This window comes from Fictibacillus nanhaiensis, from assembly GCF_019801215.1.
GTDB lineage: Bacteria > Bacillota > Bacilli > Bacillales > Fictibacillaceae > Fictibacillus > Fictibacillus nanhaiensis_C.
The window spans coordinates 1,174,824-1,192,506 of record NZ_JAHVJO010000001.1; the positions used below are offsets into that span (position 1 = coordinate 1,174,824).

26 protein-coding genes are annotated in these 17,683 nt (G+C 37.6%); 7 read left to right on the top strand and 19 right to left on the bottom strand.

Annotation, left to right across the window (positions count from 1 at the left end; all coding sequences use genetic code 11):
- Positions 1-10 precede the first annotated feature (10 nt).
- Positions 11-223: an acetyl-CoA carboxylase biotin carboxyl carrier protein subunit gene (locus KUV80_RS06030; protein WP_222461752.1), complete on the bottom strand. Its 213-nt coding sequence runs from the start codon at positions 221-223 to the stop codon at positions 11-13.
- 19 nt (positions 224-242) lie between these two features.
- Entirely contained in the window at positions 243-1,586 is a 1,344-nt protein-coding gene (locus KUV80_RS06035) for an acetyl-CoA carboxylase biotin carboxylase subunit (protein ID WP_222461753.1), read from the bottom strand.
- 165 nt (positions 1,587-1,751) lie between these two features.
- Here KUV80_RS06035 and KUV80_RS06040 point away from each other — a divergent pair, with 165 nt between their 5' ends.
- Entirely contained in the window at positions 1,752-2,231 is a 480-nt protein-coding gene (locus tag KUV80_RS06040) for an N-acetyltransferase (protein WP_222461754.1), read from the top strand.
- 39 nt (positions 2,232-2,270) lie between these two features.
- On the opposite strand, the gene KUV80_RS06045 is transcribed toward KUV80_RS06040, so the two are convergent.
- The 4 genes from KUV80_RS06045 to KUV80_RS06060 form a co-directional block, all read right to left on the bottom strand.
- Positions 2,271-2,837, bottom strand: a complete 567-nt coding sequence (locus KUV80_RS06045) for an RsfA family transcriptional regulator (RefSeq protein WP_222461755.1) — start codon at positions 2,835-2,837, stop codon at positions 2,271-2,273.
- 90 nt (positions 2,838-2,927) lie between these two features.
- Positions 2,928-3,689: an enoyl-CoA hydratase/isomerase family protein gene (locus KUV80_RS06050; RefSeq protein ID WP_222461756.1), complete on the bottom strand. Its 762-nt coding sequence runs from the start codon at positions 3,687-3,689 to the stop codon at positions 2,928-2,930.
- 78 nt (positions 3,690-3,767) lie between these two features.
- Positions 3,768-3,941 carry a 50S ribosomal protein L32 gene (rpmF, locus tag KUV80_RS06055; protein WP_066240492.1) on the bottom strand — a complete coding sequence of 58 codons (174 nt, stop codon included), beginning with the start codon at positions 3,939-3,941 and terminating at the stop codon, positions 3,768-3,770.
- A 51-nt stretch (positions 3,942-3,992) separates the two neighbouring features.
- Entirely contained in the window at positions 3,993-4,511 is a 519-nt protein-coding gene (locus KUV80_RS06060; protein WP_222461757.1) for a YceD family protein, read from the bottom strand.
- A gap of 149 nt (positions 4,512-4,660) precedes the next feature.
- Here KUV80_RS06060 and KUV80_RS06065 point away from each other — a divergent pair, with 149 nt between their 5' ends.
- A complete protein-coding gene (locus tag KUV80_RS06065) occupies positions 4,661-5,869 on the top strand; it encodes a nucleotidyltransferase (protein ID WP_246625032.1) in 1,209 nt (402 codons plus the stop codon).
- A gap of 336 nt (positions 5,870-6,205) precedes the next feature.
- Here KUV80_RS06065 and KUV80_RS06070 read toward each other — a convergent pair whose 3' ends face one another.
- Positions 6,206-7,249, bottom strand: coding sequence for a SepM family pheromone-processing serine protease (locus KUV80_RS06070; RefSeq protein ID WP_222461758.1), 1,044 nt, complete (start codon positions 7,247-7,249; stop codon positions 6,206-6,208).
- Positions 7,236-8,033, bottom strand: coding sequence for a patatin-like phospholipase family protein (locus KUV80_RS06075; protein ID WP_222461759.1), 798 nt, complete (start codon positions 8,031-8,033; stop codon positions 7,236-7,238). The genes KUV80_RS06070 and KUV80_RS06075 overlap by 14 nt, the downstream gene beginning before the upstream one ends.
- Positions 8,034-8,155: 122 nt before the next feature.
- Here KUV80_RS06075 and ylbJ point away from each other — a divergent pair, with 122 nt between their 5' ends.
- Positions 8,156-9,373 carry a sporulation integral membrane protein YlbJ gene (gene ylbJ / locus KUV80_RS06080; protein WP_222461760.1) on the top strand — a complete coding sequence of 406 codons (1,218 nt, stop codon included), beginning with the start codon at positions 8,156-8,158 and terminating at the stop codon, positions 9,371-9,373.
- Here ylbJ and coaD read toward each other — a convergent pair.
- Positions 9,370-9,858 (bottom strand): pantetheine-phosphate adenylyltransferase, encoded by a 489-nt coding sequence (coaD, locus tag KUV80_RS06085; RefSeq protein ID WP_222461761.1) that lies wholly within the window; start codon positions 9,856-9,858, stop codon positions 9,370-9,372. The genes ylbJ and coaD overlap by 4 nt on opposite strands.
- A gap of 20 nt (positions 9,859-9,878) precedes the next feature.
- Positions 9,879-10,433 carry a 16S rRNA (guanine(966)-N(2))-methyltransferase RsmD gene (gene rsmD / locus KUV80_RS06090; protein WP_222461762.1) on the bottom strand — a complete coding sequence of 185 codons (555 nt, stop codon included), beginning with the start codon at positions 10,431-10,433 and terminating at the stop codon, positions 9,879-9,881.
- A gap of 345 nt (positions 10,434-10,778) precedes the next feature.
- Here rsmD and KUV80_RS06095 point away from each other — a divergent pair, with 345 nt between their 5' ends.
- Positions 10,779-11,156: a DUF7147 family protein gene (locus KUV80_RS06095; protein WP_222461763.1), complete on the top strand. Its 378-nt coding sequence runs from the start codon at positions 10,779-10,781 to the stop codon at positions 11,154-11,156.
- A gap of 45 nt (positions 11,157-11,201) precedes the next feature.
- Here the strand turns inward: KUV80_RS06095 and KUV80_RS06100 are convergent, their stop codons facing one another.
- Positions 11,202-11,477, bottom strand: coding sequence for a YlbG family protein (locus KUV80_RS06100; RefSeq protein WP_222461764.1), 276 nt, complete (start codon positions 11,475-11,477; stop codon positions 11,202-11,204).
- A 98-nt stretch (positions 11,478-11,575) separates the two neighbouring features.
- Between KUV80_RS06100 and KUV80_RS06105 the strand changes: the two genes are divergently transcribed.
- On the top strand, positions 11,576-11,899 hold the full coding sequence (locus tag KUV80_RS06105) for a hypothetical protein (protein WP_222461765.1): 324 nt from the start codon (positions 11,576-11,578) through the stop codon (positions 11,897-11,899).
- 4 nt (positions 11,900-11,903) lie between these two features.
- Here KUV80_RS06105 and KUV80_RS06110 read toward each other — a convergent pair whose 3' ends face one another.
- The 4 genes from KUV80_RS06110 to ylbD form a co-directional block, all read right to left on the bottom strand.
- Positions 11,904-12,338 carry a YlbF family regulator gene (locus KUV80_RS06110; protein ID WP_222461766.1) on the bottom strand — a complete coding sequence of 145 codons (435 nt, stop codon included), beginning with the start codon at positions 12,336-12,338 and terminating at the stop codon, positions 11,904-11,906.
- Positions 12,339-12,453: 115 nt separating this feature from the next.
- Positions 12,454-12,891: a hypothetical protein gene (locus tag KUV80_RS06115; protein WP_222461767.1), complete on the bottom strand. Its 438-nt coding sequence runs from the start codon at positions 12,889-12,891 to the stop codon at positions 12,454-12,456.
- A 48-nt stretch (positions 12,892-12,939) separates the two neighbouring features.
- The gene (locus KUV80_RS06120; RefSeq protein WP_222461768.1) at positions 12,940-13,248 is read right to left on the bottom strand and encodes a YlbE-like family protein; all 309 of its coding nucleotides are present in this window, start codon (positions 13,246-13,248) and stop codon (positions 12,940-12,942) included.
- Positions 13,249-13,263: 15 nt separating this feature from the next.
- Positions 13,264-13,665, bottom strand: coding sequence for a YlbD family protein (ylbD, locus tag KUV80_RS06125; RefSeq protein ID WP_222461769.1), 402 nt, complete (start codon positions 13,663-13,665; stop codon positions 13,264-13,266).
- Between the two features lie 170 nt (positions 13,666-13,835).
- On the opposite strand from ylbD, the gene KUV80_RS06130 reads away from it, so the two are divergent.
- Complete coding sequence (locus KUV80_RS06130; RefSeq protein ID WP_222461770.1) at positions 13,836-14,318, top strand: PaaI family thioesterase; 483 nt, start codon at positions 13,836-13,838, stop codon at positions 14,316-14,318.
- A 184-nt stretch (positions 14,319-14,502) separates the two neighbouring features.
- On the opposite strand, the gene KUV80_RS06135 is transcribed toward KUV80_RS06130, so the two are convergent.
- The 3 genes from KUV80_RS06135 to KUV80_RS06145 all read right to left on the bottom strand — a co-directional run bounded on the left by KUV80_RS06135 (position 14,503) and on the right by KUV80_RS06145 (position 16,375).
- Positions 14,503-14,739: a hypothetical protein gene (locus tag KUV80_RS06135; RefSeq protein WP_222461771.1), complete on the bottom strand. Its 237-nt coding sequence runs from the start codon at positions 14,737-14,739 to the stop codon at positions 14,503-14,505.
- A gap of 63 nt (positions 14,740-14,802) precedes the next feature.
- On the bottom strand, positions 14,803-15,834 hold the full coding sequence (locus KUV80_RS06140) for a CAP domain-containing protein (RefSeq protein WP_222461772.1): 1,032 nt from the start codon (positions 15,832-15,834) through the stop codon (positions 14,803-14,805).
- A gap of 112 nt (positions 15,835-15,946) precedes the next feature.
- Positions 15,947-16,375, bottom strand: a complete 429-nt coding sequence (locus tag KUV80_RS06145; RefSeq protein ID WP_222461773.1) for a CBS domain-containing protein — start codon at positions 16,373-16,375, stop codon at positions 15,947-15,949.
- A gap of 160 nt (positions 16,376-16,535) precedes the next feature.
- Here KUV80_RS06145 and KUV80_RS06150 point away from each other — a divergent pair, with 160 nt between their 5' ends.
- The gene (locus KUV80_RS06150; RefSeq protein ID WP_222461774.1) at positions 16,536-16,886 is read left to right on the top strand and encodes a YugN family protein; all 351 of its coding nucleotides are present in this window, start codon (positions 16,536-16,538) and stop codon (positions 16,884-16,886) included.
- 31 nt (positions 16,887-16,917) lie between these two features.
- Here KUV80_RS06150 and KUV80_RS06155 read toward each other — a convergent pair whose 3' ends face one another.
- Positions 16,918-17,640, bottom strand: coding sequence for a nucleotidyltransferase domain-containing protein (locus tag KUV80_RS06155; protein ID WP_222461775.1), 723 nt, complete (start codon positions 17,638-17,640; stop codon positions 16,918-16,920).
- Between the last annotated feature and the right edge of the window lie 43 nt (positions 17,641-17,683).

A 17,683-nucleotide genomic window follows, 5' to 3' on the forward strand; every position in this document is an offset into this window, starting at 1 on the left:
TGCAGATTTTTTATTTTAATGTGACGAGAACGTCTCCCTCGTTAACAAAATCACCTGAAGCAAATTTAATGTTTTCTACTGTTCCGGCATCTGTAGCATCAACAGGAATCTCCATTTTCATAGACTCTAAAATGATTACCGTTTGTCCAGCAGTTATTTCATCACCTTCACTCACTAATACTTGCCATACTGTACCTGCCATAGAAGCTGTTATCTCTTTCATATTTCTCTCCCCTTTTATGTTACGGTTTACTTACAGATCGTTTACTTAAGAAACTCGTTGTGTATTCTCCATTTAAAAATTCTTCTTCAATCAATAGATTTTGAAATAGAGGGACATTGGATTTCAATCCGCTAATTTTGATTTCTCCAAAGAACTTTTTAGCATTTTTTAAACATCCTATTCGATTGGAATCGCTTACAATAATCTTCGCAATCATGGGATCATAAAAAGGTGTAACCTGGTTTCCTTCTTCATAGCCTGAGTCAATTCTAACCTGATCCATTTTTGGCCATTTCAGCTCTTCAATTTTACCGGGAGAAGGAAAGAATGTAACCGGATCTTCTGCATACAGTCTAAATTCGATCGCATGCCCTTTGCAGATGATTTCGTCTTGAGTAAGCGGCAACTTTTCCCCTTGTGCAATTTGAATCTGCCACCTTACTAGATCAAGACCCGTAATGGACTCAGTAACAGGGTGTTCTACCTGCAAGCGAGTGTTCATTTCTAAAAAGTAGAAATCTCCATTTTCACTTACTACAAACTCAACTGTTCCTGCATTAACATAGTTCACAGCTTTAGCCGCCTCTATTGCAGCACTCGTAATTTTAGACCGTAAACTTTCGGTTAAAAACGGTGAAGGAGACTCTTCTACTACTTTTTGATTTCGTCTTTGGATGCTGCAGTCACGTTCGAAAAGGTGAACAATATTTCCATGTGTGTCACCCATGATTTGCACTTCAATATGTCTTGCATTCTCGATATATTTTTCGATAAACATTCTTCCTGAACCAAAATAATTCTTTGCACGTTGCTGACTGGAGATAAAATGTTTATGAAGATCTTCTTCATTTTCACACTTTACCATTCCGATGCCGCCCCCACCGCTGCTCGCTTTAAGCATAACTGGATAGCCGATCTGCTCTGCAAGCTTTATACCTTCTTCAACATCTCCAATAGGCTCAATCGTTCCGGGTACAATTGGAACCCCCGCTTGCTGCATCGTTTTACGAGCCATGATCTTGTCACCCATCCACTCAATGGTTTGAGGGGATGGCCCAATAAACGTAATTCCAGCTTGTTCTATTTTTTTGGCAAATTCATCATTTTCAGATAAAAGACCATAACCTGGGTGAATAGCGTCCACCTTATGGTTGATAGCCGCTTCTAAAATTACTTCACTCTGCAAGTAGGATTTGGCAACCGGAGATTCCCCAATATGTATAGCTTCATCTGCTGCTTTTACAAATGGGAGGTCTTTGTCTGCATCAGAATAAACGGCAACCGTTTCAATATTCATCTCCTTACACGTTTGGATAATGCGAAGTGCGATTTCTCCACGATTTGCGATTAAGATTTTTTTCATAATCATCCTCCTTCCTGTTGTCAACATTACGTTTTTCGACAAAAAAGGTAAATTTCCTTTTTGTAAGCGTAAACTAAACGAATATTTTATTTTTAAAGAATTTTTAGCCTAATTAGTATATACTATATCTATAGAGAAAAGTACAGGATGTTTGGGGGAGAGAAAATGGTTAAATACGAAGTGAAAAAGCTCTTAGTTAACTATAAAACTTTAGAAGAGTTCAAACAATTCAAGGAGTATGGTGTACAGGAACTGTCCATGCTTGAGGATCTTCAAGAGAATATGATTGAAAATGACAGCGAGTCCCCTTTTTACGGAATTTATTATGGTGATAAGCTAGTGGCCAGAATGAGTTTATATCAAATTGAAGCTGCCTACGATCAGTATTTTGATCCGCCACAAGATTATTTAGAATTATGGAAACTCGAGGTTCTTCCTCATCATCAAACAAAGGGACTTGGCAGAGCACTTGTTGAATTTGCTAAAACTTTTTCCTTGCCAATCAAGACGAACGGAAGACAACAATCCGGAGGTTTCTGGGAAAAGATGGGATTCGAGGCTGTTACCTATAATAAAGATCGTGACCGCGGTCAAAATCCATATGTATGGTACCCTACAGGGGTTAGTGAACAACGGTTAGCTTAATAAAATAAAATAAAAAAGATGGCGTCTGCCATCTTTTTTTTAATTGCTTACAGGTACTTCTGTTAACTTCCTCGCTCTTTCCATAATCTGCAAAACTTCTTTATAGTCCTTGCAGACCGATTCATATTCCTTATTCATTTTATCTAGCTTATTTCTCAGAGTTCCATTCTCTTTTTTCATATGCTGTATTCTTGTTAGCAGGGCTTTATTTTCTGCTTCAAGATTTTTTGTTGTTGTACCTTCTGATTGCAATTTCTGTAAAAATAGAATAATTTCCTGAAGAGAAAGATTCTTTTCTCTTTCATACTGATACGCTTCATCACTTAATGAAAAAGGATTTTCAACTTTATCAGACCCTTGTTGTTTTCTTTTTCTTTTATTACGCTCTTTACGAACCTTTTTTGCTTCTGCAATCGCTTTTTCGTATTGTTTACGAATAAGTGAATTCCACCTAAACCCACAGGCAGCAGGAGTTCTTGTTAATTTTTCTCCTACTTCTTCAAATGCAACGAGCTGGGTACTTCCTTCGCGAATGTGCCTGAGTGTAACTTCTGCAAGTATAGCATCTTCGTCATTTGTCCAGGCATCCTGGCGCAAAATCGTCATTTTGATCCCCCCATTTTAGTGGTTTGTAATAAGAATATGCTAGTACTAGATAAGATAGACTTTTTATTCTACTAAAATGGAGAGAAATACTTATTTCTTTAAAAATGCATCTACTCGTTTATGGTGCTCATCAGAGGCCCACAGTTTTGCACATCTTTTAATTTCAAGCAGAACATTCTGTTTTATTTTTTGTGTATCGTATCTTTGGAGCTGTAATGCTTTGTATGAAGCAATGACTCCTAACGGCTGTTGCGTATATCTCTTTAAATACCGTTCTGTTTCTCTTTTGCTGCTGCCTTTAATCACATACTGAATAAAACCGCGATCCATCCCTTGCTTGGCTGTAATAGGAGATGAACTGTACAATAGATCCATTCCTTCAGCTTGCCCTACTCGCTCTAATAAGTAACTGCCGCCGCCCCAACCGGTCGTAATCCCTAATCTACCCTGAATAAAGCCTACCTTTGCTTCAGCTCGCGCAAGCCTTATATCACAAGCTGCTGCTATCTCACATCCCCCTCCAACCGCCGAACCGTTCAAAAGGGCTACAGTTGGTTTTGTAAAGAAGAACAATTCGTCTAAAACTTTTCCCATTTGAGAGAGCATACCAAATGCCTCGTCTTCCGTTTTCAACGAATGAAACGCGCTTAAGTCACCGCCAGAGCAAAACGCTTTAGTTCCTGCCCCAGTAATCACGAGGATTTTAACATCCTCATCCATTTTTGCTCTTCTCAAGAGAGCTGTTAGTTCATTCATCACTTCAAAATTTATTGCATTTCTAACCGAAGGACGATTTAAAGTAATCCAGCCTATGTTATTTTCTTTATGCCACAGTACGGGTTTTTCACTCAATCCTTACACCTCCAATAAAAGAAAGCGCTTCTTTTTATGTATATGAAAAAACAGGAAGCAAAAGCTTCCTGTTTTTCATTACTTGCTAACTACTTCTTTTCCTTTGTAAGATCCACACTCACGGCAAACGCGGTGAGATAACTTGTATTCTCCGCACTGTGGACACTTTACCATACCAGGCATGGAAAGCTTGTAGTGTGTACGACGCTTCGCTTGGCGAGTTTGTGAAGTTCTGCGAAAAGGTACTGCCATTTTGTATCCACCTCCTTAAAGGTCATGAAAGAAACATTATATCGTATTCTCTCACTTTTTGTCTTCATCAAAAAAATTAGCCAGACCAGCTAAACGCGGGTCAACCCGGTTACTTAGGTCTTCTTCCGTAACCCTCTTCCATCCTTTTCCCTCATCAGGAGCAGGACTTTCTGTAACATCAGCAGCCGTTATTTTCAACGGTTTCTCAAGCAATATATGCTCTTCGATGACAGGAAGAAGATCAACGTAATGTCCCTCAACTTTATGAAGGCTTTCTTCATCTTCAAATTCCGTATAGTTCGGGTCGAAAATGAAAATTTCCGTTGTTTTTACCGAAAATGGAAATTCCACATCCACCAATGTGTTTGCACAAGGCAACACCATTTTTCCTTTTATCGTCAAATAAAAAGTGGCTTTTTGTTGAGTAACATCTGCATGTCCTTTTACATAAACAGGATCGATGCTTCTGATCTCTCGGTCTTTTTCCATCACACCGCTCGCATCAACATTTTGTTCAAACGTTAACGGTTTACGGTAAAAATTTTTTATTTCTTGTAGTGACCATTTCATGTCTTTATCACCTCAAGGCAACAGTAGTAATTATATCGGTCAAAATATAAATTGTCAATATTATATCTTTACAGTAATACTTTTGATTCTAAACTCTTTTTAGTACAATGTAAACAAGTAAGATCGAAGGCTTCTCAAAGGAGTTGAGCATGTTGAAAGCAACTGGTGTAGTTGTAGAATACAATCCGTTCCACAATGGACATTATTATCATTTACAAGAAACGAAAAAAGTAACAGATGCTGACTGTGTGATAGCCGTTATGAGCGGAAATTTCCTTCAGCGTGGTGAACCTGCTCTACTTTCGAAATGGTCCCGATCAAAAATGGCTCTGCTAGGCGGTGCAGATCTTGTGATTGAACTGCCTTATGCCTTTGCCACTAGCCATGCACCTCGCTTTGCTTTTGGAAGTATCTTTTTGTTGCAGGCAGTTGGTGCGCAATCCTTTTGTTTTGGAAGTGAATCTGGCGATATAGGCATTTTCAATGAAACATATGACGCATTAAGTAATCAAAACGAAGCCTATCAAGCTCATGTACGTGATTTTATGAATCAAGGTTTATCTTACCCTTCTGCCACGTCAAAGGCGTATGAGTTACTTGAAACCCCTCATTTGTTGGACCTTAGTAGACCGAACAATATATTAGGATTTGAATACATACGGTCGAGCCGTGAGCTAGGTTCAAAACTTAAACCTTTAACCATTAAACGTAAAAATGCGGATTATCACGATATGATGCTTGGAAAAGGAGATATCGCTAGTGCAACTGCAATCCGAGAAGCTGTGTTCTCAGAGGATCTTTCAAAAGCTGAAAGTTATATGCCTTCCTATACATATAACATCCTTGCACAAAAACAACAGGAAAATGGTACATTGTTGAACTGGGAGAGATTTTATCCGCTGCTTCGTTATCAACTATTATCTTCAAGTCCTTCTGATTTAAACAGCTATTATGAAGTGGAAGAAGGATTAGAGTACAGAATGATTGATGCAATGAAAAAATCTAACAGCTTTTACTCCTTTATGACTTTGTTAAAAACGAAGCGTTACACATGGACTAGACTGCAACGAGCGTGTCTTCATGTCTTAAACAAAATCCGAAAGGACGACATGTTCGGGATTTTAGAAAATCCACCAGCTTATATTCGCGTTCTTGGAATGACGGAGACAGGTAAACAATATCTTGGCACTGTCAAAAAATCATTAGACCTCCCATTGGTCACGACTGTTTCGAAATATGATTTTGCTGGTCTGAAGATGGAAGCAAAAACATCCCTAGTATATGCGCAGGGATTCGGTAAAAACAGACAAGAAGCAGAGAAAGAGGAGTTTAACACGCCGCCAGTTATGGTGAAATGATTCAGTACATAGTGAATGTATATCTGGGATGGTGTAAGGATTTCTTGGCTGACGAGCATAAAACCCGCATTGCAAGCATAAAACCTGCAGTACGAGCATAAAACCTGCAGGGCGAGCATAAAACCTGCAAGGCGAGCATAAAAACCTCCAGGGCGAGCATAAAACCTGCAAGGCGAGCATAAAACCCGCATTGCGATCATAAAACCTGCAGGGCGAGCATAAAACCTGCAGGACGAGCATTATTTGGCTCTGGATTCTAAATAATCACCTGCAGCAATACACAGAACAAAATTTAAAAGGATGCAGAACCGCCTTAACAGCCTCTGCATCCTTTTTTTATAACTTTTCTAAATACTTTAAGGCATCATCTAACGTTTTTACCGGAACGATCTTCATTTTAGATCCAATATCTTTTTGTGCTTTTACCGCATCTTTATAGTTGTTCCCGTCAACTGGTGCAAAGAATATGTCGGCACCTGCTTCATCTGCAGCGACAATTTTTTGCTGAATACCGCCAATCGGTCCAACGTTTTTTTGAAGATCCATCGTGCCGGTTCCAGCAATTTTTTTGCCATGAGTCATATCTTTGTCTTCTAGCTGGTCAATAATCTCCAGCGTAAACATGAGACCTGCAGATGGTCCCCCAATTTGAGAAGTATCGATTTTAATTTTTGGATCTGTTGAGATAGAAACATCGGTTACCGGTGAAGTGATCCCAAGTCCTGCTTTTGGGCCCTCATCCCCAATATACTTTTTTGGGAACTGTTCGATGCTTAAAGGGATTTGCATCTTCTTATTGCCGCGGTATATGGTAAGATCTACTTTATCTCCGGCTTTTTTAGGACTTAACACATCAAGAAGTTTTTTAGTTTCCATAACAGGTTTATTGTCAACGGCTACTATTTTATCCCCTATTTTCAGCTTACCCTCTGCTGGCATACCTGACATGATTCCTGTCACATACACCCCGTGATACTCGATATTCACTTTTTTTCCTGCTTGTTGATAGGCGACAATCGTTGCAGCATGCTGTGAATCTTCCATCATTTGCAGTTGTCTCTGGTTGTACTCCTCATCTGTCTCGTCTTCACTTCTTATTTGATCAGCCGGAATTACTTCGCGATAGTCACTGAATTTTGCCCATAAGTATTGAGGAATGTTAGCTGTTCCGATCGAAACCGTAGTAAGCATGAACACCCCCTTATCTTTATCTCCATTTTCTACTTGGATAATAGGATCAAGCACCCTTGCATCCCCGGGAGATGTTATGTAGTAAGGAAGAGGATAAAAAGTGATAAATGCAAACGCAAGTAAAAACAATAAAACAAATTTATTTTTAGAGAAAAAGTTTTTCTTTTTCTCCTCCCTAGTGATGTCCATTCGTTGACTCCTTCCACTCGTTGATCTTTTCTAATATTTTCGGAACTTGCTTCTTTCCCGCTTCTTCTCCTATTGCAATAATGTCGTTAACATCCTTAAAAGCGGTTGAACTGAATTGTTCAACCATCGGACGAATCATAATATCCGCTGACACTTCATGCCATCTGACCATTTCGCGCTGCATAATATCAATGCTTTGGATAATCACATCAAAAATGGAGGTTACCTCATGCTCTGCTTTAAAGTGCGAAATATCAACAGCAATGACTAAATCTGCTCCCATCTCTCTCGCTACTGAAACGGGAACTCGATCAATTACACCACCGTCAACCAAAAGCTTTCCGTCGATTTTTTCTGGTACTAAAATGCCAGGAATAGATATACTCGCACGCACTGCATCAGCAATTGGTCCGGTTCTAAAGACAACTTTTTCACCTAACAGCAAGTCTGTTGCAACAATCGCTAACGGAATTTCGGTTTCATCGATATTCTTTTGTTTTGTAAGCAGTCTCATTAATTCTTTTATTTTTTTGCCAGTAATGAAACCCATTTTCGGGACCGTATAATCCATGTAATATTTTCTTTTAAAAAGAGTTGCCATGCGATACAAATTTTCATCGCTATGTCCCATGCATACCATCGCTCCTACCAAAGCTCCCATACTGCTTCCTGCGAGCATATCAATAGGAATACCGGCTTCTCTTAACGCTTTTACTACTCCTAGATGGGCGAATCCTCTTGCTCCTCCAGAACCAAGAGCAAGTCCGATTTTTGGTTCATTCATCCTTTGCTCCTCCTTTGGAAGCATCGTCTTTTTTTAACATATGGTCTAAAGAGAATCGCTATACGTATAAATAAGGATGAGGACAAGTAAGCAGCATGTTGGTGAGAGGAGGGCTCCCCCTTATGAACAAAGCATATATAAAATCTGTCGTAATGGCAGCTTCGGCTATAATTATTGCCTTCTCTATTATTATATACCCAAAAGAAACGTATATGGCATCAGTTAACGGGCTTAAATTGTGGTGGGATGTCGTTTTCCCGTCTCTTATGCCATTTTTTATTTTGTCTGAAGTACTAATGGGCTTTGGTGTCGTTCATCTCATCGGTGTACTATTTGAACCACTCATGCGCCCATTGTTTCGTGTACCTGGCAGCGGTGGATTTGTTTGGGCAATGGGAATCTCTTCAGGATTTCCTGCAGGAGCGAAACTAACCGCTCGTTTATGGCACCAAAAACAAATTACAACGGTTGAAGCAGAAAGATTAGTATCTTTTACGAATTGTTCAAATCCCTTATTTATGTTCAGTGCAATCGCTGTTGGTTTCTTTCATAACGCAGCTATCGGAATTATACTTGCAGTCAGTCATTATGTAGGCAATATTTTTGTTGGGTTGATCATGAGGTTTCATGGAATAAAACAAAACCCAAAACAACAAAACGATATATACAGGGGTAAAGGAATAAAGAACGCCATAAAACATATGCATGAGGCCCGGTTAGCAGATAATCGACCTATAGGGCAATTACTAGGAGATGCTGTACAGCAATCCACAAAAACATTGCTCATGATTGGAGGCTTTATCATTCTGTTTTCCGTCTTAAGCCGAATGATGGATCTTTTGCATATTGCCGAACTTCTTTCAAAATTAATCAGCTATATTTTCCTTTTATTCTCCCTTTCGGAAACATTAAGTCTTCCGTTAATAAAAGGACTCTTTGAGATAACACTCGGAAGCAACTTAACAAGCCTTGCACAATCATCAATTTTACAGCAGGCTACAATCACTAGCTTTATTCTAGCCTTTAGCGGTCTATCGGTTCAGGCTCAAGTCGCAAGTATCCTTGCCGATACAGATATTAAGTTTTCGCCGTTCTTTTTTGCAAGGATTCTACATGGATTTTTATCAGCGGCAATTTGTGTTTTAGTATTCCCCTATTTGTATAACGTTAAAAGCAGCGCTCTCCCTGCATATGCGTTTATACAAGAAAAAAGTGAGTCCTTAGGAACATTTGGCATCATGGCTCTTTCGTATAGTCATTATGTAACACTTGTCTCTTTGTTGCTTTCTATCTTTTTATGGAACAGAAATGTAATGAAGAAAAACAGCCTCCGCTTCTAACGGGGGCTGTTATATTTTTCTTTAAGTGCCTTGTCCACAACATCAGGTACAAGATCTGTTACGTTAGCGTGATATTTAGCAGCTTCTTTAACTATGCTTGAGCTTAAGAATGAATATTGATTATTCGTCATCATAAAGAACGTTTCTACTTCATCATCTAATTTTTTGTTGATAGAAGCTATTTTCATTTCGTATTCAAAATCTGATACGGCTCGAAGGCCTCTTAAAATTACATTAGCTCCGATACTTTTTACATAATCGATCAATAGACCATTAAATGAGTCTACTTTTACGTTATGGAACTTTTTTGTAACCTCTTTTAAAAGAGCAATTCTTTCATCTACAGAGAACAATGGATCTTTGCTCTGATTATTTGCTACTACTACAATTACTTCGTCAAATACGTTTGCTCCGCGTTTTATAATGTCCAAATGACCTAATGTAACAGGGTCAAAGCTTCCAGGACATACAGCAGTCGTTGGCATGATCTTCACCTCATATTATCTTAATTGCGTCTATAAATTGAAATCGTAGTTGTTTTGCCATACGTTTCCTGTCTTACCTGTTGAAAATCACCGATCTGTTCAGGCAGGGAAACATCCGACCCGTATTCAGCTACAATACTTCCATCTGGAGACAAAAGTTTTAGTTTATCAATTTCCTCTATATCTTTTAAGAGCATCTGTTTTGCATACGGAGGATCGAGAAATATCATTTCAAACTGAAGTTCTCGTTTGTGAAGCGCTTTCAACGCACGTTTAGCATCGTTTCTAAATACTTCTGCTTTCTCTTCATAGTTACATTGCTTTAAATTCTCTTTAATCGTATGTATTGCTTTTTGATCTTTATCGATAAAAATAAAATGTTCCATCCCACGGCTCAAGGCTTCTAATCCAAGGCCGCCGCTTCCGCCATAAAGATCTAATCCGATGCCACCTTCAAAAAATGGACCGATCATATTGAAAATAGACTCTTTAATCTTATCGGTGGTCGGTCTTGTACTTGTTCCTGGCACCGCTTTTAATGGTCTTCCTTTACATTCTCCAGCTATTACTCTCACGTTTTTTCACCTGATTCTTTTATCCTTTTTTCCATTACCTATCCTATCATAAGTAATCATGTATTCAAACAATCAAATCTTATTCTTATAAGTATAAGTCAAAATAAATGAGGTCATACTACATATAACAACATCTGCGAACGATGTTGTTGCCAACCGCGGAGAAGACTTACTCCCCATAAGTTCTTCATCCGGTTTCTCCTCTCCCATCGCCTTTAAACAGAAGTGAGTTTTGTTTTAGAGGCATCCTGCAGCTTTTGGCTGCAGGTTTTTTTTTGTGACAAAAGCTCTTTATCCGTTCTTTCTGTTATGCTACATTTTAGATAGAGAAAGGAGCATCACGATATGATTCAACGTTTCATTGAACTAGGTGAAGGCTATTCTGACCTTTACGAATTGTTAGAGATTATGTATACAAACAAAGAAAGAGTTTCACAGTTATTATGTTTAAAGGTTAAAAAAGAAAACAAAGAATATGCATCCTTTGTTGTCGTATTACATCCTGCATCAGAAGGTAATTTTCTGCCTTTATACATATGCCGTGAAGGGATTCCTGTTCCTTCAAAACGTTATGATCTATTTCATAGCAAGGCTGCGGATTTAAACAAGGATGTGATTTCATTTGACGTAAAACCATCCACTGATTTCGCTGAAACAGAGTTATTCTATCACTACTTAACTGGCATATTAAGACTTAATTATCTACTACCGCCATTAACATAAGAAAAAAACAGGCAGCAGCCACGATTAGCTTTGTTTGCCTGTTTTTTATATTCCCATTTTATAATCATATTCTTTTGCTTTATCTACAATCTTGCTTTCGTATTCTGTCTTAATTTCTTGTTTGTGAGATTTTTTAACTTCTTTCACAAAATGAAGTGACTCAAGCTTTGCTGCAATCTCGTCTGCTTTATTGCCGTCACAATACAACACGGCATATTTCAGTCTTCTGGAGACGTAATGAACATTTCCGTACCGGCGCAGCTGCTTTGAGAATTTTAATGAATGTAGAAAAACAGAAAGACCTCGACGATTACCTATCATAACTAAAGCCCCTTTACCTATACTTTACAAATATATTATTTACACACGTAAAAATGAAGCCCGTGATAAAATGAAGTGAAACAAGGATGTGAAACAGAGTGGACTTAAATAATATTTGGGAAGATTTTATCAATCGAATCCATTTAGACCACGTCGTTATCTTTATTGAAAAAAAGATCATGGCGGGAATTCCCTTTGTTTATGTAACAGTCGAGCCTCATACTTCATTAGATTTAACAACACAAGTCATAAAAAAACATGCCGTTAAAGCAATGCAAGGGAAACGGCTTACACTAGAATTAAACTTTGTCAGGTCAGAAGAGAACCTTCATGTTTATCGGATGCGTTTCCTTGTTCCACAGGAGAAAATGTTCTGCTGTGGAAACCTTTGCTTTGATTGTATAAGGTTACGGAATCTGTGATGCATTACGCACAGCCGCAAGATCCACCAGACCCGCATCCACCACTGCATGAACTTTCATCAAAAAACGGATTGCCTGTAGGGACTTTAATCTGCTCTGAAACACTTTGTGCAATTATCCGGCTGCACTCGATGAGCAGTTTTTCTAGTTCCTTTTCCGCTTTTTTGAAATTAGCAATATTCTCATGAAAATCAAGTTCTCTCTTAAGTGTTCGAACCTGAGTAGAAACAGAATGAAAATCCGGGTGGTATTTGCCGAAGCGCTGTACCTCTTCGTATTTATCTTTCATATCAGCAAAACGTGATATCATTTCCTGAGCTTGCTCGTCCCGCTCTAAAACATATTTCGATTTTCTATAATCATGTGCTGCGCTGGAAAATGAAACCATCTCTGCTAAGCGCAAAGACTCTTCCAGCAAAACAACTTGATCTAAACTCATACAACACACCTCCCTTTCGGTATGAGGTTTCCTATTTATTATAACGGATAATGATTCTATATAAAAGCATGGTCGTCTATTCTATGAAAAAATAAAAACCCTTCTTATCGAAGAGTTATTTTACTTGGACATAGATATTTTTTTTCATTCCATAATCTGAACCGTCTTTTTTCTTTAGATGCAATGTTATTAAATGCTTACCAGGACTCACATCTTTTAATATGAAAATGGATTGGTTGGCATTTAACTTCCATTTTCCATTCATGAAAACAGCAATATAACCATCCAGCTGGTTAGGAAAATTTGCCGTATTTCCTTGAAATGAGAATCTTGGTATTATGTTTTCAATATAAATTTTCTGTTTTTTAACTTTGTAGTTAACGGACCAATCCTTTTCCATTAAAGGATAGGGGCTTGCGGCTTCAATAGCAGTAATGTTTTCATTATGCTCATTTTTCTTTGTTAACGGAGAATCCATAGCTGTGGTAACAATTGAGACACAAAGTACAATGAATAACCCAGCAACGAGTAAAACTCTTTTCTTTTTATCCATGAAAAAAACCACTCCTTATAGAAATAGTTTTTTCCAATTTTCATTATATTATCCGTTTTGTCCGTTATCCCCAATATCAAGACCTGGATTATTAAATCCTTCTGGTATAGTACCTTCTTGTTTCTCATCTCCCATTACAGAGATCAGTTCCATTAACAATCCAAAATTTTGCACCTGCTGGTGAAAACGATCAACTCTCTGACCAAAAGTTCGGCCGTAAAATACCTTAGCTCCTTCTTCCAGTTCTGAAACGGAAAAAGGATTACGGCTCAGCTTACGATACCACTCGGGTTTCTCTCTAATATAATATTTAAGATCAGGTCTTGTGTTTAAATATTCCTGAATTTCTCTTCGCAACGGACACACATCCTTTTAATCTTTGTAAGAAGGATAATCATTCATTTTATTTTCCGGCAGCTGGTTTGGTCTGTCAGACTGATTGTTAAATTGTTGCAATAATTCTTGAACTGCATCCATCAAACTGCCAAATTGGGATAAATATTTTTGCACATCACTGATTTGCAGTTTGCTTAATCCCTCTACAATATCTCCAACAGTCAGTTCCGTTTTTGTATGTGTAGTCTTTGAGGTTCTTTCTTGTTTTTGATTATTTTTTTCTTTTGCATACTGATTCCAGCTTTCATGCTCTCCGCCTAAAACAATCCAATCCTGATAAACTTCCTTCCAAGGCCGCTTGTTTTTTTTAACTTCCTTAATTAATTCAGGATGTTTATGCACAAATTCCTTGAAACTTTCAATATCAGTCTTTACCACAGATTCCACCCCCAGCCGTTCACTGACGAATCATGTTTTACTACATGATACATAAATGCCCATAAAATGGTGCGCCCATTTTTTAAAAAAGATAAAGGATAATCCTGTTTACTTTATTCGGTCACTGCAAAAAAGGTACAATAGATGTAAAAAGATTGAGGGATTAACAATTGGACACTAAAGAGGAATGGAACCACTTTATAGAAACAAGTGATACAGAAGAACAAGAAGCGATCAAATTATTCCTTACTAGCTTGAAAGCAAAAAGAGAAAATAAAAACCTTACTCATATCGCTTCACTCTTACAAATTAAAACAAAACGGATAGATGATTATACACTAGAAATGGAGATGCCAAACTCACCGTTACTTGATAATTCAATCGGAATCGTACACGGTGGGCTTACCGCAACTTTGCTTGATACAGCCATGGGTACGATGGCAAGCCTTGTTCCCGGTAATAAAAGAGGAGCAGTTACTGTAGAATTGAAAGTAGATTTCATCAATCCAGGTGTTGGAGAGAAATTCATATGTCGTGCTCATGTCATACATAATGGCCGTCAATTAGTTCGTATGGAAGGAAAAGTAAGTAACGAAAATGGAATCGTAATTGCTTCTGCTTCTGGCACATTTTTTAAACTGTCTAGTGAGTAGACGATAAAAACTTGCGCAATACGGTATATGGTACTCTTTTAGTCGATAATAAATAATTAGTAAAGCTTTTAGCAGATGAAATTGTACTATAATTCAAAAAAAGACCAGATTTTTTTATCTGGTCTTTTTTCTACTATCCTTATATCCTTATACCTTTAAAGCACATTTTTATGGGAACAAGTAGTTATAACTCTTTTCCTTTTCTTTCTATTAGTGTCCATATGCTATAAATTAAAATGGATACGGCAACTATTATCAAGAATCTATTAGTTATGAGGTTAAAATCTAATTCACTCGTTGTTTTAATCATATTACCGCTGTCATCAAGTTCCATTAAAGTCACACTGTTATCATCAAGAAAGAAGAAAGATAGTATAACTCCTATCACTAGTCCTGCTATCATTGAGATCCAAGTTTTCATAACATTAACACCCGTTCCAAATGAAACGTTATTTACTAAAATCAGTGTGACAAAAGCACTCTTTTAATTTAATGGGGTAAAAAAGTTTTGTGTATAATATTTTTTGTACACACCTACACCTAAGTGAGTAAAATCATTGTTCAATAATGTTTTTCGGTGTCCATCACTATTCATCCATCCCTCAACAGCTGCGATTCCATCTGTATAATTCGCAGCAATGTTTTCTCCAGCTTGTATAAACGCTACATTTCCTTCCTGTAACCGATCTGAAAGCGTTCTGCCATCTTTACTTTCATGTGAGAAATATTGCTGATTTGTCATATCTTCCGAATGTAAGAAAGCCACATCCGAAGTTTTTTCATCCCATTCTAACGGAGACTTTTTATAAGCCAGCCTAATAATGTTAGTAAGTTCAAAAATTTGTCTTTCTTCAGAAGCATCTATCTTTTGCTGCTTTTCTTCTGAAATCACCGTTACCTCCGGAAGGTCCCCCCGATAAACGATTGAATACGGTCTTTGTTTTAAAAGTACATCTGAAGTCGTATATCTTACACTAGATAACTTATTTGTGAATTTGTCAAAGTATAATTGCGCCCACACATCTCCCTTGACTTTGATAAGCGGTCTAAGCATAACTTCTTCTTCCGATAGTTCAAATCTAAAAAATTCTTCACCTTCATTGATCGTGATATCACTTTCAATCGGAAATTTTTGAATGATGCTGTTCGAGGAATCTCCGATTGTAAAAGGTTTTGTATTCACTTCTGAACCAATCGTAAACAAGGTCACTATCTTCCCTTTTTCGACCCCAGCCTGCAAATACCCTTTCGGACTCTTATTGCCATAAATCAACCAATCGTATCCATAAGCAGATGGATCACTTCTGTCAGGCTCTCCCCATTCTTTCTTAAAAGCATCAATATCTTTACCTATCCAATTAGAAACGGCTTCATCTGGAATCTGAAGCGTCTCTTCTGTATATTCTAATTTCGTTTTCGTAGGATTTTCCTGAAGCGTTATGTCTGGAAAGAGATCGTAAAGAAATAATCCGATCAAAATAAGTATGGATAGAAAAAAAGTAACCAATCCTCGCATTGTGGTTCCCCCTGTGTCTTTCTTCTATAACTAGTTTAGCACATGGAGGAAGCATATGGTTTATGGGGATACAAAAAACAGCCTCATCGAATGACAAGACCGTTTGTACTTTTTATTGAAGTTGATCTCTATGCTCTGAGACTTCTGATAAGGCATGACCTGCTGCGTTATCACTTTCCTTTGTGAGTGACAAGTCGCCTAGTGATAGAATTCCAACAAGTTTATTGTTTTCCACCACGGGCAACCTTCTTATTTGCTTTTCTGCCATAAGAGACGCAGCATCTTCAACACTCATGTCTGGTGATGCTGTATATAAATTTTCACTCATAATATCTGTTACTTTTGTAGATCCCGGCCGTTTATCTGCTACTCCTCTTATAACGATGTCACGGTCGGTTATAACACCCACTAATTGATCGTTTTCGCAAACGGGTATGACGCCGACTCCGTCTTGTTTCATTTTAACAGCCACTTCATACACATTGTCTAAAGGAGTTACAAAATCAACATTTCTGGTCATGATCTCGCTAATCTTTTTCATTTTTATCATCCTTCCTAGTATAGCCTTTTTACACATTTCTTAGCTTTTGCGCAAACGGCACAAATATGCATGTTTTTGACAAGGATTGCATCTTTAGCGCTTTCATAATATCATTAAGAAGTGATTGTTATTTTTTATTGAATTCCTAGGAGGTTTCACAATGAAATTTGAAGAAAGCGGCTTAAACGGGAAGGTTATTGAATTCTCACTATTAGAACATGTTATGGAAGAACACGGAATGATCCGCGCAGGTCAATGGGACTATGACCGTATTACATACGATTACAAATTCGAAGATATGACAAATGGTGATGTTTATTATTTCCGTTTCCCTTGCCACATTGTTGAAGCAGAAACGGAAACACCGCATGCAAAAGTTGAACTTGGTACACCATATGTTGGCAAACACTATTACCCTCATGGTGTCGAATATGATGAAGAATTTCCAAAACACGTTGTAAAACAATGCAATAAATTAATTGAAGCTCTTCATAGTGAACTTCACGTATAAGCAAAAATCCCTCAAATCATGAGGGATTTTTTTATTCAACAGCACTTTTATGTGAAGGAGAAGAGTATCCCTCAAACAATCTACCTCCAAATGGAGAAATGATCTCATCAACAAATTGAATAACACTTACCTTTTTACGGGTCGAATAGTAAGTATCAAAAACTTCGGCAAACCTTTCTGCAAAAAATTCATCATATTCTTTTAACGCACGAATGATCCATTTGCCTTCTCCGATCCAATGGCCGTTTACACGCAAAACAAATTCATGTGTTAAATCAGCCAGTTTAGATACGATAAATAAATCTTCTATTGAATTTGTAGAACCTTCAAGATCATTCAATAAATCTGTTAAATGATATCTTGCATTCTCGATTTCAACTGTCTTCCAAGGGGTAGGGCCAGCTTTTAATAATTGAAGAGCTTCATTCTTAATCCTTGAAGCATGACCGTTATCACGTAAAATAATGCCTTCTGCACACATTTGAGGCAGAGAAGGTCTAGCTCGATCAACATTTTCTTTAAAGAAATTTTTATAAGTAAACAAATTATGTACAAAAACTTCAATAGGCCAATCAAATTCCATTAGTGATTGGCGATAAGATTCTCCTACTGAACTATCAATAATAATAATATCTAGGTCAGAGCTTTCAGTTTCTTCTCCTCTAACGACACTTCCTGCCAAATAGGCAACTTCACATGCTGGGAAGTTAGTTTCAACAAATCTTTTAGCAGCTTGTCTAGCACTGATTCTCATGGTTGATCTACTCCTTCTTCTCTATCTTTCTTTATATATTCTA